Source organism: Streptomyces nigrescens, from assembly GCF_027626975.1.
GTDB lineage: Bacteria > Actinomycetota > Actinomycetes > Streptomycetales > Streptomycetaceae > Streptomyces > Streptomyces nigrescens.
This window is the reverse complement of sequence record NZ_CP114203.1, coordinates 6,428,442-6,453,616: the sequence shown is the minus strand read 5'-3', so window position 1 is coordinate 6,453,616 and position 25,175 is coordinate 6,428,442. Positions and strand designations below refer to the sequence as shown.

Sequence of the window (25,175 nt, the reverse complement as noted above, 5' to 3'; positions counted from 1 at the left end):
CCTCCTAGCCGAACACCGAGCGGACGTCGGTGGGTGTGCGGGACTCCTCCTCGGGCTGCGCGGCGAGGCGGAAGGCGAGGGATTCACCGATCTGCCGCAACCAACCGACATATTGGGGGAGTTCGGCAAAGCTGGGCGTGGAGAGGGAGAGGACGGCCAGCCACCCGGGCAAGGAGGAGGGCACATACAGCTCCACATGGGCGAAGGCGAGCGAGGAGAGTGCTGAGTCGCCGTCGATTTCGGTGGAGTGGAAGGAGAGCACGGCGGGGCCGCACGGAAGGTCTACTTGATGGACGTCCCGGTGCTCCTGAAGCGCCAGTTCTTCCTGGACAGAGGCGGCGACGACGGCGGGTTCCTCCCCGTCGACGCTCTCCACACGGGCGATGAGGTTGGCGGTACTGACCTCCCCGTCCTCCGTTTCGAAGAGACCCAGTGAGGCGTACATGACCCCGTCGGCCACCAGAGTGTCCGTGAGGTCGGCATAGACCAGCGCGGTGGTCTCGCGCTGGAACTCGGTGCCCGCCGGCCAGATCTTCTCGGCCAGTTCCCACAGGGCGGCATCAAGGACTTCGGCAGGGAGGTGCAGCGGGAGTTCGTGAAAGACGTCGGGTGTCTCGAACTCGATCGACACCTCGCGGTTCAAGCCACTCATCACAGCCTCCCGGCGGCGGGCGTACCGGGGGAGGTGATGGCGGTGTGGGCATCGATCGCGATGCCCGGCACCTGCTGGGCGACCTGCGGGCCCTTGCTCCACCACGACACGGGGTCGATGGAGCCGTCGGCGCGGATGGCGGCGCCCAGGGAGTCCTTCACCGCTGTCGGAGTGAAACGACTCTCCATGAACGTGGTCAGGCCCTTGCTGAGACCCGCTTCCTTGATGCCCGCACCCACGGTGGTCTGTACGTGGTGGGTCCATGCGAGCTTGGCGCGATTGCCGAGGCTCATGCCAGTGGTCTCGAATTTTTCGGTCCCCTCCACGATGGGGCGGCGCAGCATGTTCATTCCCTCCAATTTCCTCCCTTCGAAGCCCGCATTCTTGAGAGCTTCGATCTGCTTCACCTTGTCGATGGACTTGACCGTTTGCCCCTCGATGCGCGTCACCTTCATGCTGACCTTCACCCCCTTCGCTGCCGACCCGGCGAACTTCCCGACTGGGATCACCCCGAGACCGTCGCCGACCAGGTCCATGACCCCCACATCTGCCCCACCTAGCTTTGCCGCGCCGTGCGTGGCCAGTGCTCCCAGGGACAGTGCACCGCCGGCGAGCGCGAGGGCGCCGGCGAGCGGCGGGCACCACAGCGTGAGGAGGGAGGCGACACCGAGGATGCTGGAGGCGATGCTGAGCGCGTCGCCGATCGACTTGAGAAGGTCGGCGTGCTTGGTGCACCAGTTCTGGATGGAGTGGCCGAGGCGGGTGAAGGCGTCGCCGAGGCCCTCCCAGAAACCAGGGTTGGGAGCGCCCTCGGTCGCCTTGCGGATGCGGTCGGCTATGCTCCGCGCCTCATCCTGGTGGTTGTCGAGGAGATCCTCCGCCTTCTTGATGATGGACTCCAGCTCGGACGTCGCGGAGTCCAGTCGCTTCTGGGCTTGGTCGACCGCATTGTTCGCCTTGTCCAGGCGGTCGCTCGCAGCGTCGATCTTCGCCTGAGCGGAGTCCAGTTCCGCCTTGCTGGTGTAGTACTGCCCGGCGAGACTCAGGGCAGGGTCGGAGGCGGCCTTGTTGTAGGCCGCCTCCGCGCGCTCGTGCTCGGCGGTGCGGGTCTTCTGCTCGTTCTTGGCCGCGGCGGCGTCCGCCTCGTACTGGCGGCCCTTGTGCTGGTACGACGCCAGCGCGGTGTGCCAGGACTTGAGCTGGGTGGCGGCGTCGCGCATGGCGTCGCGGCTGTCGCTCACGTACTTCGGCAGCTCTCCGACCTGTCCCGCAAAGGCACGGGCAGCCTCGCCCTCCCACACTCCGGCACCCCCGCCGAGGCGGCGCAGGACGGAGTGAGCGGAGCTCAGGGAGCGCATCGCGGCATCGAGTTTGCCGGTGAGGTCGTCGACACTCTCCAGTTGGCCGGGAGCGGGGTTGAAGCCGAGTGCGGGGAAGTTCTGATTACTCATGGGGCACCTGCCGAAGCGGTCGTGGGGAAGCCGTGTGCAGAAGGAAGGAGAAGAGCGTGCGCGACGGGGCTACTTGGAGCCCTTGTTGAAGGCGTCACGCAGGGCGTGTTCGACCGCCTCGTAGTTGCTCTTCGTCTGCTTCAGCTTCTCCTCGATGGCCTGGGTGCCATCGGCGATCTTCTTGATCGCGTTGTCCCAGCTGTCGTGGAACTCGTCGCAGGCGTTGTCGAGCGCCTCCGCGCCGGTGCTCTTCGGCCCCACGTCCTTCAGGGCGCCGAGCGCCTTGCGCATGTTCTCCTGACTGTCGTGCAGGTCTTTCAGCAGACGACTGAGATCGTCGGCTTCGACCTTGAAGTACCCGCCCATATGTCCCCCCGGATCCCGATTACAGTTCGTCAAATTGTAAGCAGCGGGCGGGGGATGGAGGTCACAGGGCCCAGGCCGCAGCCCTGGTCGACGTCGCGGGAGATGCCGCGGCAGAGGTTCGAACAACTGGGCTCGCACGTGATCACGCCACCGCCCGATCTCGATCCCGGCCCCGGCCCCGATTCCGGCCCCGGTCCTGTTCGACGCCCCGGTGGCAGACCCGCCGGACAGGCCCTGCCGCCTACCCACCGGTTACCCCCGCCGGACGCTCCCGCGCGATCGGCGTGGCCGTCCGCTCCCGCCGGCCTGAAAGGCACGGAGCCCGGTGCGGGCATCGCGGCGCGTGACAGCGTCAGGTCCGCGATGAGCCGCCGTCGCGCACCGGAAGATCACTGGAAGGTCGCCGGAAGATCAACAGCGGCCGTGTCGCGATCAACCCAGCCACGGGCGCACTGCGCCTTTTGGGCATGGCTCGCGTTTCGCCCGCTCGGTGTCCATCGGGCCGGATCTTGGTCTGAACGCGTGAACGGGGGCCGCCGCCCTGGAGCGGTGACCCCCGTTCCTGCGTTTCCACAGGTAGAAAAGGTTCCCCTGGGAGAACCGTGTGTGGGGCGGGTGGGACTCGAACCCACGGCCGACGGATTATGAGTCCGCTGCTCTAACCGGCTGAGCTACCGCCCCCCACGGCGCGTCGCGCACATTTGTGCGCGCCGTCTGCCGCAGCATAGCCGCTCATACGATCTGCTGCCCGTGAGGGCTGCCGTCGCGCGACCACGCACGCCCAAGAGGACTTCGATCACGGGCCGTTCGGTTCCATGGCACAAGAAAAAGGACCCCGTGCGGGGTCCTCTTCTCTCTGCTCCCCCGACTGGACTCGAACCAGTAACCCTCCGGTTAACAGCCGAATGCTCTGCCAATTGAGCTACAGGGGACCGAGCTCCCCCGACTGGACTCGAACCAGTAACCTGCCGGTTAACAGCCGGCTGCTCTGCCAATTGAGCTACAGGGGATTGCTCTGTGTGCCTCGAATGCACCGCTGCCCGGTCTTCCGGACGGCGCGCGCTCGCTGCGACACATACATTAGCGCAAGCAGGGGGGTGCTCCGCCAATCGGTATCGCCTCAGGTCACCTCGGGTGATCCGCGGCCCCGGAGGGTAGGCGCGTGACACAGCCCGGCACTCCGGTGCGTACCGGCACCGGACGGGACGACGAGAGGAAAGGTGGAGCAATGCGCTACCGGCTCACGTTCATCGCGGGACTGGCCACCGGGTATGTGCTCGGCGCACGGGCGGGCCGGGAACGGTACGAGCAGCTCCGCAAGGCCGCCCAGCGGGTCTCCCAGAATCCCGCGGTCCGGAACACCGCCGAGTCGGCCGCGCTGACCGGGCGCGAGGCGGCGTCGAAGGCCTTCGGGACGGTCTCGGCCAAGGTCGGGGACCGGCTTCCCACCTCCGTCACCGACCGGGTCCGCTCGCTGCGCGAGCAGCGCGGCTCCGACGAGGACGACTGGGGCACGAGCAATACCTGAGCCGTGGCGCTCCCGGGCAAACCCTGACTCTCTCCCTATGCGTCGTATGGGGCATCATCTGAGGCCATGGGGATAGTCGCCGGATTGGACAGTTCGTCCGAGAGCACACGGATCGTCGTCTGCGATGCGGACACGGGTGCCGTCATCAGGCGTGGATACGCGCCGCACCCCGTCGAGAAGGGGCCCGAGGTCGATCCACAGGCCTGGCTGATCTCGCTCGGCGAGGCGGCCGGCAGCGGGCTGCTCGAAGGGGTGCAGGCGATCGGTGTCTCCGCGCAGCCGCACGGTCTGCTGCCGCTGGACGTCGAGGGCAATCTCGTACGGCCCGCGCTGGTCGGCAATGACAAGCGGGCGCAGAGCGCGGCCGCCGATCTGATCGACTCGCTCGGCGGGCGTACCGCGTGGGCGCAGGCCGTCGGAGCGGTGCCGCAGGCGACCCATGCGGTGACGAAGCTGCGCTGGCTGGCGCGTACGGAGCCGGCGCACGCGGCCCGGATCGCGGAGGTCATGCAGCCGCACGACTGGCTGGCGTGGCAGCTGCTGGGGCGGCCCGCGCGGCGTACGACGGACCGCGGCGGGGCCTCGGCGACGGGTTTCTGGTCGGCGGCGACCGGGGCGTACCGGCCGGATCTGGTGGAGCTGGCGCTGGGCCATCAGGTGCGGCTGCCGGAGCTGCTGAGCCCGTCGGGGACGGCGGGGTTCACCCCGGAGGGGCTGCTGATCTCCGCCGGTACGGGCGAGACGATGGCCGCCGCCTTCGGGCTCGGCGTCGGGGAGGGCGACGCGGTGGTGTCGCTGGGCGCCTCGGGGTCGGTGTTCGGGATCCATCACGAGGCGCTGGTGGACCCGAGCGGCACGATCACCTCGTTCGCGGACGCCACCGGCCGGCATCTGCCGGTGGTGCACACCAGCAACGCGGTACGGGTGCTGCGCGGTGCCGCGGAGATGCTGGGGACGGATCTGGAGGGCCTGTCCGAGCTGGCGATGAATTCGTCGCCCGGTGCGTACGGGATGGTGCTGCTGCCGTATCTGGAGGGCGAGAAGACGCCCCACCTGCCGCACACCGCCGGGTCGTTGCACGGGATGCGGCGGGACAGCATGAAGCCGGAGCATCTGGCGCGGGCGGCCGTCGAGGGCATGCTCTGCGGGCTCGCGGACGCGCTGGATGTGCTGCGGGGGCGGGGCATGGCGGTGCGCCGGGTGTTCCTGCTGGGCGCGGCCGCGGAGCTGTTCGCGGTGCAGGCGGTGGCGCCGGCGCTGTTCGGGGTGCCGGTCGTGGTGCCGCAGCCGGCGGAGTACGCGGCGCTGGGCGCGGCCCGGCAGGCGGCCTGGGCGTGGGGGGTGGCGCACGGCACGCTCGCCCCGGCCGGCGGCGCGGAGTCCGGACCGGGCGGCGGGCCCGCCTGGGTCGATCCCCCGCAGTGGCCGGCCGCCACGAGCCAGGTCTTCGAGCCGGGTGAGGAGCTGGCGGTCGGCCAGGCCGTGCGCCAGCAGTACGCGGCGGTGCGCGACGAGTCCTATCCGGGGGCGTTCCAGCGGGAGGCGTGACCGGGCCGGGGTGGCCGGGCGTACGGGGCCGGGCCCGGCGGTCTCAGTCGAGGTAGCCGCGGAGCTGGTCGGCGAAGGCGTGGTCGCGGAGCTTGTTGAGGGTCTTGGACTCGATCTGCCGTATCCGTTCGCGGGTGACGCCGAAGATCCGGCCGATCTCCTCCAGCGTGCGGGGGCGGCCGTCGGCGAGGCCGTAGCGGAGCTGGACGACCTTGCGTTCGCGTTCGCCGAGGGTCGACAGCACCGCGTCGAGGTGCTCGCGGAGCAGCAGGAACGCGGCGGATTCGACGGGTGAGGCGGCGTCGCCGTCCTCGATGAGATCACCGAGGGCGACGTCCTCCTCCTCGCCGACGGGGGCGTGCAGCGAGACCGGCTCCTGGGCCAGCCGCAGCACCTCGCTGACGCGTTCCCCGGTCAGGTCGAGGTGCGCGGCGACCTCCTCGGGCGTCGGTTCGCAGCCGCGCTCCTGGAGCATTCTGCGCTGGACCCGCACCACGCGGTTGATCAGCTCGACGACATGGACCGGGACCCGGATGGTGCGGGCCTGGTCGGCGAGGGCGCGGGACATCGCCTGGCGGATCCACCAGGTGGCGTAGGTGGAGAACTTGTAGCCGCGGGCGTAGTCGAACTTCTCGACGGCGCGGATCAGTCCGAGGTTCCCCTCCTGGACAAGGTCGAGCATGGTCAGCCCGCGGCCGACGTAGCGCTTGGCGACGGAGACCACCAGACGCAGGTTGGCCTCGATGAGGCGGCGCTTGGCCATCCGGCCCAGGACCACCAACTTGTCGAGGTCGAAGGCGAGTTGGGAGGAGAGGTCGGTGGCGTGGGTGAGCTTCTCCTCGGCGAAGAGACCGGCCTCGACGCGGCGGGCGAGCTCGACCTCCTCGGCGGCGGTGAGCAGCGGGATCCGGCCGATCTCGCGGAGGTACTGGCGGAAGAGGTCGGAGGACGGGCTGCCCGTCTCGGGGCGCGGTACCGGCTCCGGGATGATCTCCTCGACGATCATCTCGGCGGCGGGTGGTTCGGCCTGCTGCGGCACGGTGAGCGGCTCCGCGGCCGCCTCCGCGGCCGCCTCCGTGTCAGGTTCCGTGGCGGCCGGCGCATCGGCGAGGGTCTGGGTCTGCACGGGGGCGACCTCCAGGGTGATCGCTGCTGAAGCGGCAGAAAGGTCGGGCACGGTGGCGGCCGAGCCGCCGTCCGTCCCGTACGTCACGAGTGGTTCCGCGGGGGATTCCGGTGCGGTACGACCGGACCCGCCGCGCACCGAGGACTCAGGCAACGCTCCTCAGTGTGGAGTACGACACACGCCTGCCACGAGGGGCGTGCGGCCACTTTTTGAGTCCGGTCCGTGACCGGACGGCTACCGCGGGGTGTTGCCGGGCGGCTGGCGCGGGGGCTCCCCCAGCCTCCCCGGGACCTACAGGGCCGCGTATCCGCGTTCGCGCAGCGACTGGCCGTACTGCTGGAGGACCCACAGTTCGTTCTGCACGGCCGCGAGGTGCTCGGGGTCGGCGCGGGGGCCGAGGCGCTGGAGGGTGCCGCGGATCTCGGTGACGCGCTGATTGACGGCGGCGAGGCGGACGGCGACCAACTGGACGCCGGCGTAGGCCTCGTCGGGGTCCCGGCGGGTGTGCAGCGGTTCGACGGCGAGCTCGGTGACCATGGCGCGGACGGTGTCGTCGGGGGCCGCCTCCCGCACCCGGGGGACGAAGCCCTGGTCGGCGGCGCCGGCCGCGGCACCGCCGGCGTCCTCGATGCACTGGCGGACCACGGCGTAGGGCGGTGCGGTGAACTCGTCGGCCCCGTAGGCGTCGAAGGCCGGGGAGACCAGGTCGGGGCGCTGCAGCGCCAGCTTGAGCAGCTCCCGCTCGACGCGGTGGGCGGGGCTGCGGAGGTTGAGCGCCGGGCCGCGCGGGCCGGGCGCGGGGCGGGCCTGCTCGGCGGCCGGGGACTGACCGTGCCGCTGCTGCTGACGGCCCTGGGCAGGGCCGCCGTCACGGCCGCGCTCGCGGGCCCAGCGGGCGAGCTGGGCGACCCGCTTGACCACGAACTGGGTGTCCAGGATGCCGAGCATGCCGGCGAGCTGGACGGCGGACTCGTGCTGGATGGAGCTGTTCTTGATGTGGGCGACGATGGGGGCGGCCTCGTCGAGGGCGGCGGCGCGGCCGACGGTGGTGTCGAGGTTGTGCCGGGAGACGACATGGCGCAGCGCGAACTCGAAGAGCGGGGTGCGGGCCTCGACGAGATCGGCGACGGCCTGATCGCCCTTGGCGAGCCGCAGATCGCACGGGTCCATACCGCCCGGGGTGATGGCGATGGAGGTCTCGGCGGCGAACTTCTGGTCGTCCTCGAAGGCGCGCAGGGCGGCCTTCTGGCCCGCGGCGTCGCCGTCGAAGGTGAAGACGACCTCGGAGCCGGAGTTGTCCATCAGGAGGCGGCGGAGGATCTTGATGTGGCCCTCGCCGAAGGCCGTGCCGGAGGTGGCGATGGCGGTGGTGACCCCGGCCAGATGGCAGGCCATGACGTCGGTGTAGCCCTCGACCACGACCGCGCGGTTGGTCTTGGCGATCTCCTTCTTGGCGAGGTCGATGCCGTAGAGGACCTGGGACTTGCGGTAGATGGGGGTTTCGGGGGTGTTGAGGTACTTGGGGCCGTTGTCGTCGTCGCGGAGCTTGCGGGCGCCGAAGCCGACGACCTCGCCGGAGATGTCGCGGATCGGCCACATCAGCCGGCCGCGGAAGCGGTCGATGGGGCCGCGGCGGCCCTCCTGGGAGAGGCCGGAGAGGACCAGCTCCTGGTCGCTGAAGCGGCGGCCGCGCAGGAAGCGGGTGAGGTGGTCCCAGCCGGCCGGGCTGTAGCCGACGCCGAAATGCTGGGCGGCGGACTGGTCGAAGCCGCGCTCGGCGAGGAACTTGCGGGCGATCTCGGCCTCGGGGCTGTCGAGCTGCTCGACGTAGAACTGGGCGGCGGCCTTGTGGGCCTCCACCAGGCGGGTGCGCTCGCCCTGCTGGCGGCCGGGGGTGTAGCCGCCCTCCTCGTAGCGCAGGGTGATACCGGCCTGGGAGGCGAGGCGCTCGATGGTCTCGGCGAAGGAGAGGTGGTCGATCTTCATGACGAAGTCGACGGTGTCGCCGCCCTCCTGGCAGCCGAAGCAGTGGTAGAGCCCCTTGGCCGGGCTGACGTGGAAGGACGGGGACTTCTCGTCGTGGAAGGGGCACAGGCCCTTGAGATTGCCGCCGCCGGCGTTGCGGAGCTGGAGATATTCGGACACGACGGCGTCGATCGGGACCGCGTCCCGTACCGCCTTCACATCGTCATCGTTGATCCTGCCAGCCACGCGTGAATTCTACGGCCGGGCTCGGACAGCCCCGGCCCCGCGTCGGCGCGAGCGCCGCGTGCTCCCCCTCACCCCAGCAGTTCCAGGAAGCGCTCCAGCCCCACGTTGCCGCCCGAGATGATCACGCCGATGCGGGGCGGCAGAGGGGTGACGCGGCCGGCGAGCAGGGCGGCCAGGGCGCTGGCGCCGCTGGGCTCGGTGACGATCTTGAGGCGTTCGAAGGCGAACTTCATGGCCGCGCGGATCTCGTCGTCGCTGACCAGGACGACCGAGTCGAGCAGGCGCCGGTTGACGGCGAAGGTCAGCTCGCCGGGGGTGGCGATGGCCTGGCCGTCGGCGATGGTGTGCGGGACGGGGATGGTGACGGGGTGGCCGGCGGCCAGGGAGCGGAGGGTGTCGTCGCCGGCCTCCGGCTCCACGCCGATCATGCGGATACCGGGGACCAGGGCGGTGGCGGCGGTGGCGGAGCCGGCCATCAGGCCGCCGCCGCCGACCGGGGCCAGCAGCGCGTCGAGCGGGCCGGTCTCCTCGATCAGCTCCAGGGCGGCGGTGCCCTGGCCGGCGATGATGTGCGGATGCTCGTACGGCGGGATCAGCGCGAGGCCGCGCTCCTCGGCGAGCTGCCGGCCGAGGGCGACGCGGTCGCCGGTGTAGCGGTCGTAGCGGACGATCTCGGCGCCGTACCCGGCGGTGGCGTCCGTCTTGGACTGCGGGGAGTCCTCGGGCATCACGATGACGGCGTGGCTGCCCAGCTCCCGGGCGGCCAGCGCGACGGCCTGGGCGTGGTTGCCGGAGGAGTAGGCGACGACCCCACGGGCCAGCTGTTCCGGGGACAGCCGGGAGAGGGCGTTGTAGGCGCCGCGGAACTTGAAGGCGCCGACCCGCTGGAAGTTCTCGCACTTGAGGTGGACCTCGGCGCCGGCCAGGGCGTCGAGGGTACGGGAGCGCAGGACGGGCGTGCGGTGTGCCACACCCGCCAGCCGCCGGGCCGCGTCCCGGACGTCGTCGAAGGTGACGACGTCCGGGACGTCGGTGCTGCCGGGGCCGGTGGGACCGGTGGGGCTTGGCGTCATACGGGCACGCTACGGGAGCAGCGAGGCCAGCGGAACCTCCGGATCGGCCAGCGCCTCGGGCGCCAACGACGCCCCGGAGCGGATGAGTTGCTGGATGGACTCGGCGACGTCCCAGACGTTGACGTTCATCCCCGCGAGCAGCCGGCCGTCCGCCCCGAGCCAGAAGGCGATGAACTCCCGCTTGGCGACGTCGCCGCGGCAGACGACCTGCGCGTACGAGCCGGGCGGGGCGTAGCCGGAGTACTCCATGCCGACGTCGTACTGGTCGGAGAAGAAGTACGGGACGCGGTCGTAGCTGACGTCCTGGCCGAGCATGGCGCGCGCGGCGGCCGGGCCGCCGTTGAGGGCGTTGGCCCAGTGTTCGACGCGCAGGCGGCTGTCCAGGAGGGGGTGGTCGGCGGCGGCGACGTCGCCGGCGGCGTAGATGTACGGGTCGGAGGTGCGCAGCGCCGCGTCGACCGCGATACCGCCGCCGGCCTCCCGGTCGACGAGGTCCAGTCCGGCCTGTTCGGCGAGTGCGGTGCGCGGGGCGGCGCCGATCGCGGCGAGCACGTCATGGGCGGGGTGTTCCTCGCCGTCGTCGGTGCGCACGGCGAGCACCATGCCGTCCTGGCCGACGATCTCGGTGAAGCGGGCGCCGAAGTGGAAGCGGACGCCGTGTTCGCGGTGCAGATCGGTGAACAGACCGCCGAGTTCGGGGCCCAGGATGCCGTGCAGCGGGGTGGGGGCGGCCTCGACGACGGTGACCTCGGCGCCGTAGGAGCGGGCGGCGGCGGCCACCTCCAGGCCGATCCAGCCGGCCCCGGCGATGACGAGGTGGCCGTTGTCCCGGCCCAGAGAGGCCAGGACGCCGCGCAGCCGTTCGGCGTGGGCGAGGCGGCGCAGGTGGTGCACACCGGCCAGGCCGGTACCGGGGATGTCCAGGCGGCGCGGCTCGGCGCCGGTGGCCAGCAGCAGCTTGTCGTAGACGATCAGGGTGCCGTCGCCGAGGCGGACGGTCCTGGCGCCGGGGTCCAGGTGGACGGCGGGCTGGCCCAGGTGCAGCTCGATCTGTGCCTGGGCGTACCAGGCGGGTTCATGGACGAAGACACTGTCGCGCTCTTCCTTGCCGAGCAGGTACCCCTTGGAGAGCGGGGGGCGCTCGTACGGGTGGTCGCGCTCGTCACAGATGAGGATCACCCGGCCGGTGAAGCCTTCCGCGCGGAGCGTCTCCGCGGCCTTTGCGCCGGCCAGGCCACCCCCGACGATGACGAACGTCTGGTGTGCGTCGACCACTTGCTTCCTCCTCGTTGCGGTGCCGTACGTCCGCGTGCGCGTCCGTGAACGCCCCCATGTCCCCCCGTGTGCTCTCCCCCGTTGATGTGGCCGGCGGCGCCGGGGTTCCCGATCACTGCCGATCGGGGTTCCGTTCGCTGCCGGCCGCCGGGTGCTTCCCGTGCGCTGTCGTCAGGGCTCGCTGTTCGCTGTTGTCAGGGTGCTCCGTTCGAAAACGGTCGGGTTCGAGCCTCCCGCACGGAGCGTGAGGGGGGAAGAGGGGCTTTCCCCCAGGGTCACCCCTGGTTTGCCCCGCGGTGACCGGGGCGCCGGGTGAGACGGGCGTGCAGCGAGCGGGCCGAGGTGTCGGTCAGGGCCGCGATCTGGTCGATGACGGCGCGCATCCGTGCGGTGTCGTCGGGTGCCGTGTCGAACAGTGAACGGAACTGTGGATCAAGGCCGTCGGGGGCTCGGGCGAGCAACGCCTCGGCCAGTTCGGCGATGACGACGCGCTGGTCGGCGCGGAGTGCTTCCTGGTCGGGGCGCTGCATGACGTAGCGGTCGGCGACGGCTTTCAAAACGGCGCATTCCAGCCGGGTTTCGGCCGGAACCACCAGCTCCGCTCCGTAGCGGGTGAGCCGTCCGGTCCCCCAGCGGGCCCGGGTCGCGCCCTCGGCCGCGAGACAGAAGCGGCCGATCAGCTGGCTGGTGGCGTCCTTGAGACGGGCCTGGGCGAGCGCGGAGCCGTCGTAGCCGTGCGGCCACCACTCCTGCTCCAGGAGGCGGTCCAGCGCCGCGGCCAGCTCCTCGGGGCCGGCGCCGGGCGCGTAGCGTGCACCGGCGACCGCGAAGATCTCGGCGCGTTCGGCGTCGGCGAGCAGGAGGTTGGGGTCGAGGTGTCCGGCGTGCAGCCCGTCCTCGACGTCGTGCACCGAGTACGCGACATCGTCGGACCAGTCCATGACCTGCGCCTCGAAGCTCTGGGCCCCGTCGGGGGCGCCCTGCCGGAACCACGCGTAGACCGGTGCGTCGTCCTCGTAGACCCCGAACTTCGGGGACGCGGGGTCGGTGGGGTGACCGCCGCGGGGCCACGGGTACTTGGTGGCCGCGTCGAGGGCCGCGCGGCTGAGGTTGAGCCCGACGCTGACCGTCGAGCCGTCTTCGGCGGGCACGAACCGCTTGGGCTCCAGACGGGCCAGCAGCCGCAGCGACTGGGCGTTGCCCTCGAATCCGCCGCAGGGCGCGGCGACTTCGTTGAGCGTCTGCTCGCCGTTGTGCCCGAAGGGCGGGTGGCCCAGATCGTGCGCCAGACAGGCGGTCTCGACCAGGTCCGGGTCACAGCCGAGGGCCGCGCCGAGCTCCCGGCCGACCTGGGCGCACTCCAGGGAGTGGGTCAGGCGGGTGCGGGGGCTGGCGTCCCAGGCGGGGGTGTGCGCGCCCGGGGTGACGACCTGGGTCTTGCCGGCCAGCCGGCGCAGCGCGGCGGAGTGCAGCACCCGGGCGCGGTCGCGCTGGAAGGCGGTGCGTCCCGGCCGTTTGTCGGGCTCGGGGACCCAGCGTTCGAGGTCGGCCGCGGTGTAGCCGGGGATGGTCGGTGGTGTGCCCGTCATACCGCGACGGTAGCCGCCCTGACGCTCGCGGGGTCGGATCCGGTCCGTGCGAGGAGCGCCTGGTCGTAGCGGTGCAGTACGAGACGGGCCAGTGCGGGGTGGTCGCCCAGGGGCGCGGCGGCGGTCCCGGGGGCGGCGTCGGCGCACTGGGTGGCGAAGCGGCCGGGTGCGGTGAAGCAGCCCGCGACGGCGATCCGGTCGTGGCCTCGGGCGGTCAGCGTACGGACCGCTTCCGCGACGGTGGGGGCGGCGGCGGAGGCGTAGGCGGGCAGGACGGGGGTGCCACCGAGCCGGGCCGAGAGCAGCTGTGCGGTGCGCTCGGTGTCCCGGGCGGACCGCGGGGCCCGGGAGCCGGCGGCGGCCAGGACCACGGCGGTGCGCGGGGACGGCGCCCCGGGGAAGCCGGCCTCCAGCAGGCGGCCGTGCAGCGCCTCGGCGAGGAGCGGGTGCGGCCCGAGGGGCGCGGCGACGCGGCCGGCCAGCTGCGGTGCGCCCGCCAGCGCGGCGGGCAGGTCATGGGTGACGTGGTGGCCGTGGCCGAACAGCAGCGGTACGAGGACGGCTTCGCCGCGCAGCCCGTCGAGGGTGTCGGCGAGCAGCGGCCGGTTCAGCTCGATGTGCCCGAGCCTGACGGCCAGGCCGGGGCGCAGCGCACGGACCCGGTCGAGCAGCGCCCGGACGGTGGGCAGGGCGCGGGGGTCGCGGCTGCCGTGGGCGACGGCGACGAGGGTGGGGCCCGGCGTTTCCGGAGGGGGGAAGCCCCGCAGCCGGACGCGGCAGAGCTGGGTGCTGAGCTGTGCGGTGATCTCGGCGGCGAGGTCTCCCGTGCCGAGGGGGGCGGAGGGCAGGTGCGGTATCGGCGCCGTCATGGCCTGAGCGTGGCAGCCGGGCGTTGCCGCTTCGTTTCCCCGCGGGGAACTCCGTGTTCCGTCCGGCTGCCCTCCGCTCCGCCCCGGTAGCAGGCCGGGCGGCAGCGGACATCTCACGCGCCGCTGCCGCCCGTGGCACGCCCTACACCTGGTGCGCGTCCACTTCCCGGAGGTACCGCGCGCGGGTCGCCTCATCGAGGAAGGAGGCGCGGAAGGAGTTCCGGGCGAGGGTGCGCAGGGTGTCCGGGTCCAGGCCGAGGGCGTCGCGTACGGCGGTGAAGTTGTCGTCCGCGTAGCCGCCGAAGTAGGCCGGGTCGTCGGAGTTGACGGTCACCAGCAGCCCGGCGTCCAGCATCGCGGGCAGCGGGTGGTCGGCGAGGTCGTCGATGACCCGCAGCCGGACGTTGGACAGCGGGCAGACGGTGAGCGGCACCTGGTCCGCCACCAGGCGGGCCACCAGCCGCTCGTCCTCCAGGGAGCGCACCCCGTGGTCGATCCGGTCCACGCCGAGCACGTCCAGGGCCTCCCACACATAGGCCGGGGGCCCCTCCTCCCCCGCGTGCGCCACACACTTGAGCCCGGCCTCCCGCGCCAGCGCGAAGACCTCCTTGAACTTCGACGGCGGGTGCCCGACCTCGGCCGAGTCCAGGCCGACGGCGGTGATCCGGTCGAAGTAGGGGCGGGCCGCCTCGAAGGTCGTCAGGGCGGACCCGGCGCTCTCGTCGCGCAGGAAGCACATGATCAGGCGGGTGCTGATGCCGTAGGTCTCCGGGGCGCTGTCCAGGGCGCGGGCCAGCCCGTTGATGACGGTGCCGATCGGGACGCCGCGCGCGGTGTGCGCCTGCGGGTCGAAGAAGATCTCGGCGTGCCGTACGCCCTGCTCCTTGGCGCGGGCGAGATAGGCGTGGGCGAGGTCGGCGAAGTCGTCCTCGGTGCGCAGCACGGCCATCAGCGCGTAGTAGAGGTTCAGGAAGGACTGCAGATCGGCGAAGGAGTAGGCGCGGCGCAGCTCGTCCTCGGTGGCGTACGGCAGCTCGACGCCGTTGCGCGCGGCGAGCGCGAAGGCCAGCTCGGGCTCCAGAGTGCCCTCGATGTGCAGATGCAGCTCCGCCTTGGGCAGCGGCTCGTGGGCGGTTGCGGCGGAGGGGGAGGACGGGGAGGAAGCCACGCGGTCACACCTGTTCTGCGGTACGGAAAGGATCCTCGGTACGGGTGGGAGCCCCGGTACGCGAGGAGTCGTCCAGGTTAGCCGTGGCGGGGTCGGCCGCCGCGGCGGCGCCCGGGGCGGAGGGGTGCCGTTCGCGGTCCGCGAAGGAGCCGGTCAGCCGGCCGCGGCGCGCGAGGCCGGCCAGTCGCCGCCCTCGATGGGGGTGCCGGTGGCGCGCAGCCGGGCGGCGAGCGGTGCGGCCGCCAGGTAGACCCAGGCGCGTACGGTCCTGCCGTCCGGGCACACGGCCTCGGTGGCCACCCGCTCGTAGAGGTTGTGCGGGTCGCCGGGGGTGTAGCCCTCCAGCCGGTCCAGGACCGCGCACACCTCGTCATAGTCGGGGTCGCGGGGCCGGACCAGGGCGCCGTGCACCACCGCGTCGGCGGGCCCGGCCGTCGCGTAGGGGTATCCGGGGCCGTCGTACAGCAGCGCGCCGCCGATGTGGGCCGGTTCCTCGGCCGCGGTCCGGCCGCGCAGGGTCCGGCCGTAGTTGGCCTCGCCGGGCCGCAGCGTCCCGTAGACGAAGAAGGGCAGCCGCTCGGGCTCGCGGGTCATGGTGGTGCGTTCCTCTCCGGACGGCGGGTGCTCCCTCTGCCACGATGCCAGCCCGCCGCTGCAACCATCCCGGTCCCCCCGGCGTCGCAGCCTGCGAGATCGACCGCGAGCGGACGCGGTCAGGGACGGGGGCGGGATGCGAGGGCCGGTAGCGGGACTGGCGGGGCGGATACGGAGCGGGGTGCGCCGCGTGGGACCCGCCCTGCGGCTGCCGCGGACCCGGCGCGGCCGGCGCCGTGCCTTCCAGGCCGTGGTGGCGGTGACGGTGCTGGCGCTGGCGCCCGCGACCTGGATGAACGCGACGGCCGGCCCCCGGGTGCACGGTGTCGCGGACGCGCCGGCCGCGCCGGTCGCCATCGTCTTCGGCGCGGGCCTGTGGAACGGCGCACCGTCGCCGTACCTCGCCCACCGGCTGGACGCGGCCGCCGCGCTGTACGAACGGGGCACCGTCCGGGCGGTCCTGGTCACCGGCGACAACAGCCGGCACGACTACGACGAGCCGGACGCCATGCGCAGCTATCTGCTGCGGCACGGCGTCCCCGGGCACAAGATCGTCAGTGACTACGCGGGCTTCGACACCTGGGACTCCTGCAGCCGTGCCCACCGGATCTTCGGTGTGAACCGGGCCGTGCTGGTCAGCCAGGGCTTCCACATCCGGCGCGCACTGGCGCTGTGCAGCGCGGCCGGTGTCGACTCCGATGGCGTCGCGGTGGCGGCGAAGCACGATGTGACCTGGGCGTACGGCGGTGTACGGGAGATCTTCGCGGCCGGGAAGGCGGCGGCGGACGCCCTGCTGCGGCCCGATCCGCAGTTCCTCGGACCGCGCGAGAAGGGGGTGACGGAGGCGCTGGCGGCGGACAGCCGGTAGGCGCCTCCGTCACCCCGCGGTCACTTCTGCGCCGCGCGGGCGTAGAGGTTGAGGACCTTCGACCCGAAGTACGGGCTGTAGGAGATCCGGTCGGCGTCCGGGCCCTTCGGACCGCCGCCGTTGAGGCCGCCGATCACCCCGATGACCCGGCCGGTCCGGCTCTCCTCGTCGAAGTCGCTCAGCCAGGGGCTGCCGGAGGTGCCGCCGTAGAACCCGTTGCACTCCATGCGCAGTTCGTGGGTGCCGGACAGCCGGCCGGTGCGGGTCGCGCAGCGCACGGCCCGGTCCTCCGGGTCGTTGCGGACGTTCGGGTAGCCGATGACGGTGACGTCGTTGGTGTAACCGGGCGTCGGGGAAAGGGTGTTGCCTCCGGTGACCTCCTCGATGGTGTCGCCGTCCTCGCCGGGGGCGACGGTGGCGAAGGCGAAGTCGAGGTCCGCCCCGGCGCCGGTGGTGCCGCGGCCGGGGTAGGCGAAGGTCCGCTCGATCGCCCACACGCCGTACGGCTGGGTGGCCGCGCCGGAACGATACTGCGGGACAAAAGCGGCACGGGTTCCCGGATTGCAGTGCCCGGCGGTGAGGATCAGATTGCCGTGCGGGCTGTGCACCACGCTCGCGGTGCAGTGGTGCGCCTTGGCGTCCCCGTCGACGGAGAACAGCACACCGACGGACGGAACGCCGTTGAAATGCCGGGCGGTACGGCCGGCGCGGGCCGCGGCGGCGGTCCCCTTCGGCGCGGCGGACCGGGTCGTCGCGGTGGGCGGGGTCGGGGCCGTGGGCCGGGCCGGGGTGTCACTGCCGGCCGGTGCGGCGCCCGCCATCCGGTCGGCCGTCCAATAGGCGGCGGCGTCCCGGCTGGTCCAGGGGTCGTCGGGGGCGGGGCTGGGCTTGCCGGTGCTCGGTGCCGCGCTCCGGGCCTCGTTGACGGCGTGGCCGACGGTGGCGGTGGCCAGGCACACCGTCACTCCGGCCACGGCCGTCGCGGCCGTGATCCAGCGCTTCCGGGTGGGCCGCGCCCGGTGAACTCGTTTCGTGGCGCCGCGCTTTGTGGTGTCGCGCTCCATGTTCAGCTCGTCTCCTCTGCGACCCAGGACAGATAGCCGGTGCCACCTCGGGTGATGGGGGTGGCGATGATCTCGGGGGTGTCGTAGTCGTGCGCGTCGAGGAGGTAGGCCTCCAGCGCCTCGTAACGCGCCTGGGTCGTCTTGAACAGCACCTGCCACTCCTGGCTGGCCTCGACCGCGTCGTCCCAGCGGAACACCGAGGTCACCGGCGCGCTGATCTGCGCACAGGCGGCGAGCCGGCCCTCGATCGCCCCGCGCGCCAGCTTCCTGGCCTTGGTCTCGCTGTCGATGGTCGTCATGACGGTCAGAAATCCTGCCTGCCGCCCGGTGGGGTCGGGCGGGTCGTTCAGGGCAGTCGGGTCGGCCACGGGTGCGCATCCTTCGCGGTGGGGGACGGGAGGGTACGGACGGGACGGTGGGACCGCGCCGGACGAGCGGGCTCGGCCGACGGCACGGGACCGCCTCGCATCGTACGGACCGTGATGATCATCCCGTAAGAGCCGGGCCCGCCCCGCTGCGGTATGCACCCGGACGCCGTCCCGCCCCGTCCGCCGGGCCCCGCGGTCCTTGGGCGGGCTCCCCCGGTTGCGTCCCCCCGTGCACCGGCAACGATGGAAAGGGCAGCCCAGCCGCCGGTCCGTACGCGAAAGGCCAGCATCATGGACGATCTCGATGCGCTCGCCCGCCAGCAACTCGACGACGCCAGGGCCTCCGCGCACGGCCGCAGCGCCCGTCTCTTCCTGCACGACGACCGGCTGCGGCAGACCGTGATCGCGCTGGTCGCGGGCGCCGCGCTGGACGAACACAACGCGCCCCCGGCGGCGAGCCTGCAGGTCCTGCGGGGGCGGGTCCGGCTGACCGGGGCGGGCGGCGGCCAGGAACTGACGGCGGGTCAGGTCACCATGACGCCGCGCGAGCGGCACGGCCTGCTGGCCGTGGAGGACTCGGCGGTACTGCTGACGGCCGTCACGGAGATCCCGGCCGGGGCGCGCCCCTCGGCACTCGCGGAGGCGGACCGGAGGTAGAACCGCCCCACACTCCCCCACGGCGCCCGGTCGGCGAGAATTCTGAGTCTTCACATTTTTCTGAATCTTAAGTAGTCTCTACTCCATGACCAGTCCGCGTACCAACCCGCGTCCCGACCCGCGTCCCAAGGTGCGTCTGACCGAGGAGAAGGAGACCCTCCTCGCCACGCTCTACGGGCGCGCGGTCGACAGCCGCGCCAAGCGGCCGATCCTCGGCGACACCCTGGCCGCCGACACCGTGCAGCGGCTCGACTACGACTTCAGGAAGATGCGGCTGAGCCGCGGCAATGCCGCCGGAGTGGCGCTGCGCGCCCGGCAGTTGGACGTCTGGACCGCGGGTTTCCTCGCCCGGCACGAGGAAGCGACGGTGGTGCATCTGGGCTGCGGTCTCGACAGCCGCGTCCACCGCCTGGACCCGGGCCCCGGGGTGCGGTGGTTCGACGTCGACTACCCCGAGGTCATCGCCCTGCGGCGGCAGCTCTACCCGGAGCGCGCGGGCTACACGACCGTCCCGTCGTCCGTGACCGACCCGGCGTGGGTGGCACAGATTCCCCCGGACCGGCCGACGGTGATCGTGGCCGAGGGGCTGCTGATGTATCTGACCGAGGAGGACGGCACGGCGCTGCTGCGGCGGCTGATGGACCGGGTGCCGAGCGGGGAGCTGGCCTTCGACGCCTTCAGCAGGTTCGCGATCCGCGTCCAGTGGCTCAACCGCGCCGTGGTGAAGGCCGGTGCGCGGCTCCACTGGGGCACGGACACCGCGGGGATCGCGGCGCTGAGCCCGAAGCTGGAGATCGTCGAGAACATCAGCGCCATGGAGATCCCGGGAATCGAAAAACTGTCGGCGGGCAGCCGGCTGGCGGCCCGGATGTCGGCGAAGCTGCCCGCGGTGCGGGACATGGCGCGGATGTACCGCTGCCGGTTCTGAGCGGGGGCGGGGCGGGCGGGGCGGAGGGGGCGGACGGGGCCGGCCGGGCCTTCGGGGCCGAACTGGCAGAGGGGCCCCACGGGGGTGGGCCCCGAACCGGGGCGGGCCGGCGGCCGATGCCGGGCTAACGGCCTCTGCCGGCCCGTCCGCCACCGTCTGCCCGCCCGTGTGCCCGTCCGCCCGTCTGCCCGTCCGCCCGCCACCGTCAAACCGCCAGCCACTCGTCGTAGCCCAGCTTGCACAGCAGCGCGACGACCACGACCACCAGCACCCCGCGGACGAATCCGGCACCCCGCTTGAGGGCCATCCGGGCGCCCACCATGCCGCCGGCGAAGTTGAACAGCGCGAGCAGGGCGCCGAGTTGCCACAGCACGGTGCCCTGGATCGCGAACATCGTCAGCGATCCGAGGTTGGTGCAGACATTGACGACCTTGGAGGTGGCGGAGGCGGTGACCAGGTCCATGTGCAGCACCGCGGCGAGCGCGACGACCAGGAACGCACCGGTCCCGGGCCCGATCAGCCCGTCGTAGAAGCCGATGCCCAGGCCCGCGATGAGGATCGCCGCCGCGATGCGCTTGCGGGAGACCGGTCCGGAGGGAGCGACGGCGGTCCCGAAGGCCGGCCGCACCAGGACGAACACCAGCACCGCCAGCAGGACGGCCATGATCAGCGGTCGCAGCACGGCGCTGTTGATACCGGCCGCGAAGAACGCCCCGACCAGCGAACCGGCGACCGCGGCGAGGCCGATGCGCAGCGCGGTGCGCACATCGATCGGGGCCTTGCGGACGTAGGTGACCGCGGCCGCGGTGGTGCCCACGATGGCGGTGGACTTGTTGGTCCCCAGGACGTACGCGACCGGGGTGTGCGGCAGGCCGACGAGCAGGGCGGGGAGCAGCAGCAGTCCGCCACCGCCCACCACGGCGTCGATCCAGCCCGCCGCGAGCGCGGCCAGGCAGAGCAGGGTCAGAGTGAACAGCGATATGTCAGGAGGCACCGGCTGATCTTATGAACCATCCGTCGTCCTAGACTCCGAACGCATGGATGCTGAAACGGTGTCGGCCGACTTCCCGGTCGGTGGGGATCTGCCGGTCCGCTGGACCTCCAACGGGAGGGAAAGATCCGGCACATCGGCCTGGACTCCATCGACGCGGACGAGCTGACCCGGGCCCGGGAGATCGCCCCCATCGCGTCGGTGCAGAACCGCTACAACCTGCTGGACCGCGCCGCCGAGAACGTCCTGGAGCTGTGCGAGAAGCAGGGCACGGCCTTTCTGCCGTGGTTCCCGCTGGGAAACGGCACCCTCACCGGCGACGCGGGCACCACCCTCGCCGCGGTCGCCGCCCGGCACGACGCCACCCCCGGCCAGATCGCCCTCGCCTGGCTCCTGCACCACTCCCCAGTCCTGCTCCCGACTCCGGGTACGGGCTCCCCGGCCCACCTCGACGAAAACCTGGCCGCGGCACACATCAGCCTCACGGAGGGGGACTTGGCGCAGCTGGACGCGCTGGCGTAGGGCACGCCGGGACGGGCTCGGCAGCGGCCTTCACGGCGCCGTGCCGACCGGTGCCGACGCCGTGCGGACCGGCGTCGGTGCCGTGCTGACCAGCGTTACGGAACCGCTCGGCTGCTCGGGGAGGTTGTACCCGGCCGGTGCCCGGTCAGGAGAGACCGGGGCGGCCGGGGTGATCGTCCGGGACACCAGAGTGGCGGTGAGCGCGCTCGCCCCCACCAGGCAGGCGGCGAGCTGACGGCGGGCCCACACGGTGACGGCCGGGACGGTGTGCGGTTTACGGTGTCGGGCCATGGGGTGACTTCCTTGCGGGTCTGGGCGGGTCGGATCGGGTCGGGTCGGCGGTCGGGGACGGCGGGTCGAGCGGGGCGAGTCCGGGCCCCCCGGGGCCCCGGGGGGCCGAACGAGGGCCCTCAGAAGGTGAACTGCTCGGAGTGGATGCGGTCGGCCGGCACCCCGGCCCGTTCCAGGGCGGCGGTCGCGGCCGTGGACATGCCGGGCGGGCCGCACAGATAGACATCGTGTTGCGCCAGGTCCGGGACGAGGTTGCGCAGGGCTTGGGGTGCCAGCGGGTCGAAGGGGCCGTCGGACGGGCCGAGGAGGTAGTGCAGCGCGGCGCCACGGGCCGCGGCGATCCCCTCCAGCTCCTCCCGCAGCACCAACTGGGCGGCGTTGCCCGCCCGGTAGAGGAGCGTGAGATCCCCGGGCTCACCCGGCAGGGTCTCGAAGAGCGCACGCATCGGCGTGATCCCGACGCCGCCGGCGACCAGCAGCACCTTGCGCCGGGTCCGCCGGTGTGCGGTCATCGCGCCGAACGGGCCGGTGGCCAGCACCCGTACGCCCGGCCGCAGCCGGCGGATCCGGCGGGTGTGGTCGCCGCACGCCTTCACGGTGATCCGGAGGGTGTCGTCGCGCACGGGCGCGGAGAGCGAGAAGGGCAGGGCGGTCCGCCACAACCGCCGGGACAGGAACCGCCAGCGGAAGAACTGCCCCGGCTCGGCCCGCAGTGCGTCCAGCCCCAGGCCCTGCATGACGACCGAGACCACGTCCGGCCCCTCGACCCGCACCTCGGTCACCCGCAGGCCGTGCCGCAGCGCCTGGCGCGCGGGGACGATCAGGCGGTACCAGACCAGCAGAGTGCCGACGGTGGTGTGCAGCAGCGTCCACAGCCAGACGGCGAACGGGCCGCCGGCCAGATCCGGCCCGGCGAGCTGATGGGCGAAGGCGAGGGCGGCGCCCACGTAGGTCAGCAGATGTACGGCGCGCCAGGTCTCATGGCGTACCCGGCGGCGGGCCGTACGGGCCGAGGTGACGCCGACGGCGACGAGCAGCGCGGTGCCGACGGCGGCCGCGGCCAGGCCCGGGTAGCCCATCAGGTCGACGGTGGCGCCGAGGACGTCGGTGCCGGTGTGGACGGCGTAGCCACACAGCGCGAAGGCGGTGTGGGCGAGGCACAGGGTCAGGACGTGGCGGCCGCCGAGGGCGTGCCAGCGGGCCAGCCGGTCGGCGCCGACGCCGTGCTCGATGGCCGGGACCCGGGCCATCAGCAGCAGCATCACCAGGATTCCGTAGCCCGCGAGCAGTCCGGTGAGGTGGGCCAGGGTGGCGAACAGCGCATCGAGCCGCACCGAGGGCTCGGCCTGCGCCAGCCACAGGGCCACGATCACCACCGCGCCGAGGCCCAGCACCCGCAGCAATGCCATCGGCGAGAGGCGCAGCGGAGGCACGGGCACCGGTGCCCTGCGCGGCGCGTAGGCCGGCCGGCCGGGGCGGCACGTACCGGGGGTTGAGCCGTGAGTACAACGGATGGGTGGCGGGCGGTTCGGCGGGGCCCGGAGGCGGGGCACCAGGACCGGGCGCGCCGCCCGCTGCGTACCCGTCGCTGAGGTCGGCCTGGATCGTCACGGCGTCGAAAATACGGCCGCCCGGACGCCGGAAACAGCAGGTCAGGCCCTCTTCGCAGATCCTTAAGGCGGCCTTGAGGATCTGCTGACCGGGGGTTAAGAACCGCGCGTTCCGCAGCGCACCTCCGGGGTGGGCGCACGCCCCGTCCCACGGCCTCCGGGAGCGGCGCGAACGCTATCCGAACGCCTCCGCCGGAAGCCGCAGGCCGTCGCCGTCCGCTTCACCGGCAACGGCCAGGCGCGCGCCGCGGCTCTCCGCGACCCTGAGCACCTCGATGAGCGCCTCGGTCAACTCAACGGCCAGCAGGTGCAGTTCCCCGGGGGTCCACCGCCGCCCCTCCAGCACGCGCCGCGCCTCCGCGATCCGCTCGGCGGCCAGACCGAGTTGCGCCGCCTCGATCTCGTCGGCGAGGCGGGACACGTACCCGCTGCCGTCGCCCAGGACGAAGCACGGCTTGCCCTCCGGACTCGACCACGGCAGCAGCCGCGCCTTGCTGTCGCCCATGTCACCCGTGCCGTCCATGTCATCCATGTCGCCCACTCCGTCGCTCCGTCACTCCGTGGTTGCGGCCACCCCGGATGCATACCGGGTGTAGTCAATTGGTCACCGCGACAACGCAACGGGCAATAGAATCGGGGTGCTTGAAGCGGCCGTGCGCAAGTCTGCGACCTGCCGCGATACCGGCACGCACCCATATGCCGAGAGGTCATGGCGTTGGACGAGACAACCCCGCCCGAGCACTTGAATCCGCTGCAGCGCTTCGGTCGCGACATCAAACAGGTACGGCTGGCCCGCAAGCTCACCCAGAAGCAGCTCGGCAAGGCCACGGGCTACTCCGAGGGCTACGTCAGCAAGGTCGAATCCGGCACGCTGCTGCCCCGTCCCAGCGAGAAGTTCGCCAAAGGGTGCGATCTCACCTTCGGGACCGGGGAGTTGTTCGCGGGGTTGCTGCGGAGGATCGAGGAAGGGGATCACCCGAGTTGGTTCGTGCCGTACCTGAACTTGGAGAAGAAGGCCGCGCGGATACTGGACTACTCGAATGACCTCGTGATGGGAATCCTTCAGACCGAGGCGTACGCACAGGCTGTTTTCCAGGCGTACTTCTCCCATGAAGCAGCCGAAGTGATCGAGGGGAAGGTCGCTGCGCGCCTGCGGCGACGCGAGGTGTTCGAGCGGGCCTCTCCCCCGCACATGTGGGCCATCCTGCACGAGGCGTGTCTACGAACGGTCATCGGCAGCGACGAGGTCATGGCCGGACAGCTTGAGTATCTGCTGACGGCAGCCGCGTCGCCGCAGGTCAAACTTCAGATCATGCCGTTCTCGGCGGGTGCTCCGGCCGCGCACGCGAAGCCGTTCATTGTGCTCCGCTTCACAGACGCCCGCCCGGTGCTCTACACGGAGACGCGGGTAGGAGGCAGGATGCACGACTCCGCACAAACGGTCGACGCCGCCCTGGATGACTACGATCTGCTGAGGGCACACGCGTTGTCCCCGGATCGATCAGTAGCCCTGATCAAGACTCTGCTGAAGGAGTACCGCGCATGAGCCCCGACTTGGATCTAGCCGCCGCCGAATGGGTCAGGTCGTCCTACAGCGATGCCAGTGGCGGGAACTGCGTCGAGTTCACGCGCGACTTCACCTGGGTCAAGTCGTCGTACAGCGACGGCAGCGGCGGGGACTGCGTCGAGTTCACGCGCGACCTCACCTGGACCAAGTCGTCCCACAGCGACGCCAACGGCGGCCAGTGCCTCGAATTCTCCCGCGCCCTCACCGAACCCCACGGCCTCGTCCCCGTCCGTGACAGCAAGGACCCGGACGGTCCGGCGCTCATATTCGCGGCGGGCGACTGGTCCTCGTTCGTCTCGGCGATCAAGCGCGGGCAGCTCTCCGCCTGAGAGGCGTTCCGGGCCCAGAAAAATAAATTCTGCCCGCGATGTCGAGATCCCGTGGCTGGCTCCGTCCCCGGGGTGAACGCGACCACAATGGGTCGCACCAGCACCGAGGAGAACCATCATGGCCAAGTACCTGCTGCTCAAGCACTACCGCGGCGCCCCGGCAGCGGTGAACGACGTACCCATGGACCAGTGGAAGCCGGAGGAGATCTCGGCCCACATGCAGTACATGCAGGACTTCGCGGACCGGCTGGAGGGGACCGGGGAGTTCGTCGACGGTCAGGCGCTCGCCCCCGAGGGGGCATGGGTCCGGTACGACGGCGAGGGGCGCCCGCCGGTCACCGACGGTCCGTTCGCCGAGACCAAGGACCTCATCGCCGGCTGGATGGTGATCGACGTCGACAGCTACGAGCGCGCCGTCGAGCTGGCCGGGGAGCTGTCGGCGGCCCCCGGGGCGGGCGGGAAGCCGATCCACGAGTGGCTTGAGGTGCGCCCGTTCCTGGGCGCGGCGCCCTGCATCACGGAGTGACCTC

Annotated in this window: 26 protein-coding genes and 3 tRNA genes; 9 read left to right on the top strand and 20 right to left on the bottom strand. The window is 71.9% G+C overall.

The window, feature by feature from the left end:
• Positions 1-4: 4 nt before the first annotated feature.
• The 6 genes from STRNI_RS28615 to STRNI_RS28590 all read right to left on the bottom strand — a co-directional run bounded on the left by STRNI_RS28615 (position 5) and on the right by STRNI_RS28590 (position 3,479).
• Positions 5-652 carry a hypothetical protein gene (locus STRNI_RS28615; RefSeq protein WP_266446559.1) on the bottom strand — a complete coding sequence of 216 codons (648 nt, stop codon included), beginning with the start codon at positions 650-652 and terminating at the stop codon, positions 5-7.
• Positions 652-2,103: a putative T7SS-secreted protein gene (locus STRNI_RS28610; RefSeq protein ID WP_266446556.1), complete on the bottom strand. Its 1,452-nt coding sequence runs from the start codon at positions 2,101-2,103 to the stop codon at positions 652-654. The genes STRNI_RS28615 and STRNI_RS28610 overlap by 1 nt, the downstream gene beginning before the upstream one ends.
• A gap of 69 nt (positions 2,104-2,172) precedes the next feature.
• The gene (locus STRNI_RS28605) at positions 2,173-2,469 is read right to left on the bottom strand and encodes a WXG100 family type VII secretion target (RefSeq protein WP_159488339.1); all 297 of its coding nucleotides are present in this window, start codon (positions 2,467-2,469) and stop codon (positions 2,173-2,175) included.
• A gap of 607 nt (positions 2,470-3,076) precedes the next feature.
• Positions 3,077-3,150 (bottom strand) — tRNA-Ile (locus STRNI_RS28600).
• A 178-nt stretch (positions 3,151-3,328) separates the two neighbouring features.
• A tRNA-Asn gene (locus STRNI_RS28595) sits at positions 3,329-3,401 on the bottom strand.
• A 5-nt stretch (positions 3,402-3,406) separates the two neighbouring features.
• Positions 3,407-3,479, bottom strand: a tRNA-Asn gene (locus tag STRNI_RS28590).
• A 218-nt stretch (positions 3,480-3,697) separates the two neighbouring features.
• Here STRNI_RS28590 and STRNI_RS28585 point away from each other — a divergent pair.
• Both STRNI_RS28585 and STRNI_RS28580 read left to right on the top strand, forming a co-directional pair.
• On the top strand, positions 3,698-3,997 hold the full coding sequence (locus STRNI_RS28585) for a YtxH domain-containing protein (protein WP_159488338.1): 300 nt from the start codon (positions 3,698-3,700) through the stop codon (positions 3,995-3,997).
• Positions 3,998-4,063: 66 nt separating this feature from the next.
• Positions 4,064-5,545 (top strand): FGGY family carbohydrate kinase, encoded by a 1,482-nt coding sequence (locus STRNI_RS28580; RefSeq protein ID WP_277412274.1) that lies wholly within the window; start codon positions 4,064-4,066, stop codon positions 5,543-5,545.
• Between the two features lie 43 nt (positions 5,546-5,588).
• On the opposite strand, the gene STRNI_RS28575 is transcribed toward STRNI_RS28580, so the two are convergent.
• The 8 genes from STRNI_RS28575 to STRNI_RS28540 form a co-directional block, all read right to left on the bottom strand.
• Positions 5,589-6,824, bottom strand: coding sequence for an RNA polymerase sigma factor (locus tag STRNI_RS28575; RefSeq protein WP_277412273.1), 1,236 nt, complete (start codon positions 6,822-6,824; stop codon positions 5,589-5,591).
• A gap of 138 nt (positions 6,825-6,962) precedes the next feature.
• A complete protein-coding gene (dnaG, locus tag STRNI_RS28570; RefSeq protein ID WP_277412272.1) occupies positions 6,963-8,882 on the bottom strand; it encodes a DNA primase in 1,920 nt (639 codons plus the stop codon).
• A gap of 68 nt (positions 8,883-8,950) precedes the next feature.
• Positions 8,951-9,955 carry a threo-3-hydroxy-L-aspartate ammonia-lyase gene (locus STRNI_RS28565; RefSeq protein ID WP_159488335.1) on the bottom strand — a complete coding sequence of 335 codons (1,005 nt, stop codon included), beginning with the start codon at positions 9,953-9,955 and terminating at the stop codon, positions 8,951-8,953.
• Positions 9,956-9,964: 9 nt separating this feature from the next.
• Positions 9,965-11,230, bottom strand: a complete 1,266-nt coding sequence (locus STRNI_RS28560) for an NAD(P)/FAD-dependent oxidoreductase (RefSeq protein WP_018088106.1) — start codon at positions 11,228-11,230, stop codon at positions 9,965-9,967.
• A gap of 275 nt (positions 11,231-11,505) precedes the next feature.
• On the bottom strand, positions 11,506-12,819 hold the full coding sequence (locus tag STRNI_RS28555) for a deoxyguanosinetriphosphate triphosphohydrolase (RefSeq protein WP_018088107.1): 1,314 nt from the start codon (positions 12,817-12,819) through the stop codon (positions 11,506-11,508).
• Positions 12,816-13,688, bottom strand: coding sequence for a sirohydrochlorin chelatase (locus tag STRNI_RS28550; RefSeq protein ID WP_159488332.1), 873 nt, complete (start codon positions 13,686-13,688; stop codon positions 12,816-12,818). Before STRNI_RS28550 ends, STRNI_RS28555 begins: the two co-directional genes overlap by 4 nt.
• A gap of 142 nt (positions 13,689-13,830) precedes the next feature.
• Positions 13,831-14,856, bottom strand: a complete 1,026-nt coding sequence (locus tag STRNI_RS28545; RefSeq protein ID WP_274735455.1) for an adenosine deaminase — start codon at positions 14,854-14,856, stop codon at positions 13,831-13,833.
• A gap of 153 nt (positions 14,857-15,009) precedes the next feature.
• Positions 15,010-15,450: a gamma-glutamylcyclotransferase family protein gene (locus tag STRNI_RS28540; RefSeq protein WP_109889574.1), complete on the bottom strand. Its 441-nt coding sequence runs from the start codon at positions 15,448-15,450 to the stop codon at positions 15,010-15,012.
• A gap of 136 nt (positions 15,451-15,586) precedes the next feature.
• Between STRNI_RS28540 and STRNI_RS28535 the strand changes: the two genes are divergently transcribed.
• A complete protein-coding gene (locus tag STRNI_RS28535; RefSeq protein ID WP_037740789.1) occupies positions 15,587-16,318 on the top strand; it encodes a SanA/YdcF family protein in 732 nt (243 codons plus the stop codon).
• 20 nt (positions 16,319-16,338) lie between these two features.
• Here STRNI_RS28535 and STRNI_RS28530 read toward each other — a convergent pair whose 3' ends face one another.
• Together STRNI_RS28530 and cutA are read right to left on the bottom strand one after the other, a co-directional pair.
• Complete coding sequence (locus STRNI_RS28530) at positions 16,339-17,382, bottom strand: trypsin-like serine peptidase (RefSeq protein WP_018088112.1); 1,044 nt, start codon at positions 17,380-17,382, stop codon at positions 16,339-16,341.
• A 2-nt stretch (positions 17,383-17,384) separates the two neighbouring features.
• A complete protein-coding gene (gene cutA, locus STRNI_RS28525) occupies positions 17,385-17,750 on the bottom strand; it encodes a divalent-cation tolerance protein CutA (protein WP_018088113.1) in 366 nt (121 codons plus the stop codon).
• Positions 17,751-18,041: 291 nt separating this feature from the next.
• On the opposite strand from cutA, the gene STRNI_RS28520 reads away from it, so the two are divergent.
• Positions 18,042-18,407, top strand: a complete 366-nt coding sequence (locus STRNI_RS28520) for a cupin domain-containing protein (RefSeq protein WP_018088114.1) — start codon at positions 18,042-18,044, stop codon at positions 18,405-18,407.
• 85 nt (positions 18,408-18,492) lie between these two features.
• Positions 18,493-19,335 carry a class I SAM-dependent methyltransferase gene (locus STRNI_RS28515; protein ID WP_277412271.1) on the top strand — a complete coding sequence of 281 codons (843 nt, stop codon included), beginning with the start codon at positions 18,493-18,495 and terminating at the stop codon, positions 19,333-19,335.
• A gap of 205 nt (positions 19,336-19,540) precedes the next feature.
• Here STRNI_RS28515 and STRNI_RS28510 read toward each other — a convergent pair whose 3' ends face one another.
• The gene (locus tag STRNI_RS28510; RefSeq protein ID WP_018088116.1) at positions 19,541-20,329 is read right to left on the bottom strand and encodes a sulfite exporter TauE/SafE family protein; all 789 of its coding nucleotides are present in this window, start codon (positions 20,327-20,329) and stop codon (positions 19,541-19,543) included.
• Between the two features lie 99 nt (positions 20,330-20,428).
• Here STRNI_RS28510 and STRNI_RS28505 point away from each other — a divergent pair, with 99 nt between their 5' ends.
• Entirely contained in the window at positions 20,429-20,848 is a 420-nt protein-coding gene (locus STRNI_RS28505; protein WP_338149815.1) for an aldo/keto reductase, read from the top strand.
• 30 nt (positions 20,849-20,878) lie between these two features.
• Here STRNI_RS28505 and STRNI_RS28500 read toward each other — a convergent pair whose 3' ends face one another.
• From STRNI_RS28500 to STRNI_RS28490, 3 genes are all read right to left on the bottom strand, one after another.
• Positions 20,879-21,139, bottom strand: a complete 261-nt coding sequence (locus tag STRNI_RS28500) for a hypothetical protein (RefSeq protein ID WP_277412270.1) — start codon at positions 21,137-21,139, stop codon at positions 20,879-20,881.
• Positions 21,140-21,258: 119 nt separating this feature from the next.
• Positions 21,259-22,548: a ferredoxin reductase family protein gene (locus STRNI_RS28495; RefSeq protein ID WP_381845709.1), complete on the bottom strand. Its 1,290-nt coding sequence runs from the start codon at positions 22,546-22,548 to the stop codon at positions 21,259-21,261.
• A 376-nt stretch (positions 22,549-22,924) separates the two neighbouring features.
• Positions 22,925-23,281 carry a hypothetical protein gene (locus tag STRNI_RS28490; protein ID WP_277412268.1) on the bottom strand — a complete coding sequence of 119 codons (357 nt, stop codon included), beginning with the start codon at positions 23,279-23,281 and terminating at the stop codon, positions 22,925-22,927.
• A 177-nt stretch (positions 23,282-23,458) separates the two neighbouring features.
• On the opposite strand from STRNI_RS28490, the gene STRNI_RS28485 reads away from it, so the two are divergent.
• The 3 genes from STRNI_RS28485 (at position 23,459) to STRNI_RS28475 (ending at position 25,171) form a co-directional block, all read left to right on the top strand.
• The gene (locus STRNI_RS28485) at positions 23,459-24,295 is read left to right on the top strand and encodes a helix-turn-helix domain-containing protein (protein ID WP_109889588.1); all 837 of its coding nucleotides are present in this window, start codon (positions 23,459-23,461) and stop codon (positions 24,293-24,295) included.
• Entirely contained in the window at positions 24,292-24,645 is a 354-nt protein-coding gene (locus STRNI_RS28480) for a DUF397 domain-containing protein (protein ID WP_159488327.1), read from the top strand. Before STRNI_RS28485 ends, STRNI_RS28480 begins: the two co-directional genes overlap by 4 nt.
• 118 nt (positions 24,646-24,763) lie before the next feature.
• The gene (locus STRNI_RS28475) at positions 24,764-25,171 is read left to right on the top strand and encodes a YciI family protein (RefSeq protein ID WP_018088122.1); all 408 of its coding nucleotides are present in this window, start codon (positions 24,764-24,766) and stop codon (positions 25,169-25,171) included.
• Positions 25,172-25,175: the final 4 nt, after the last annotated feature.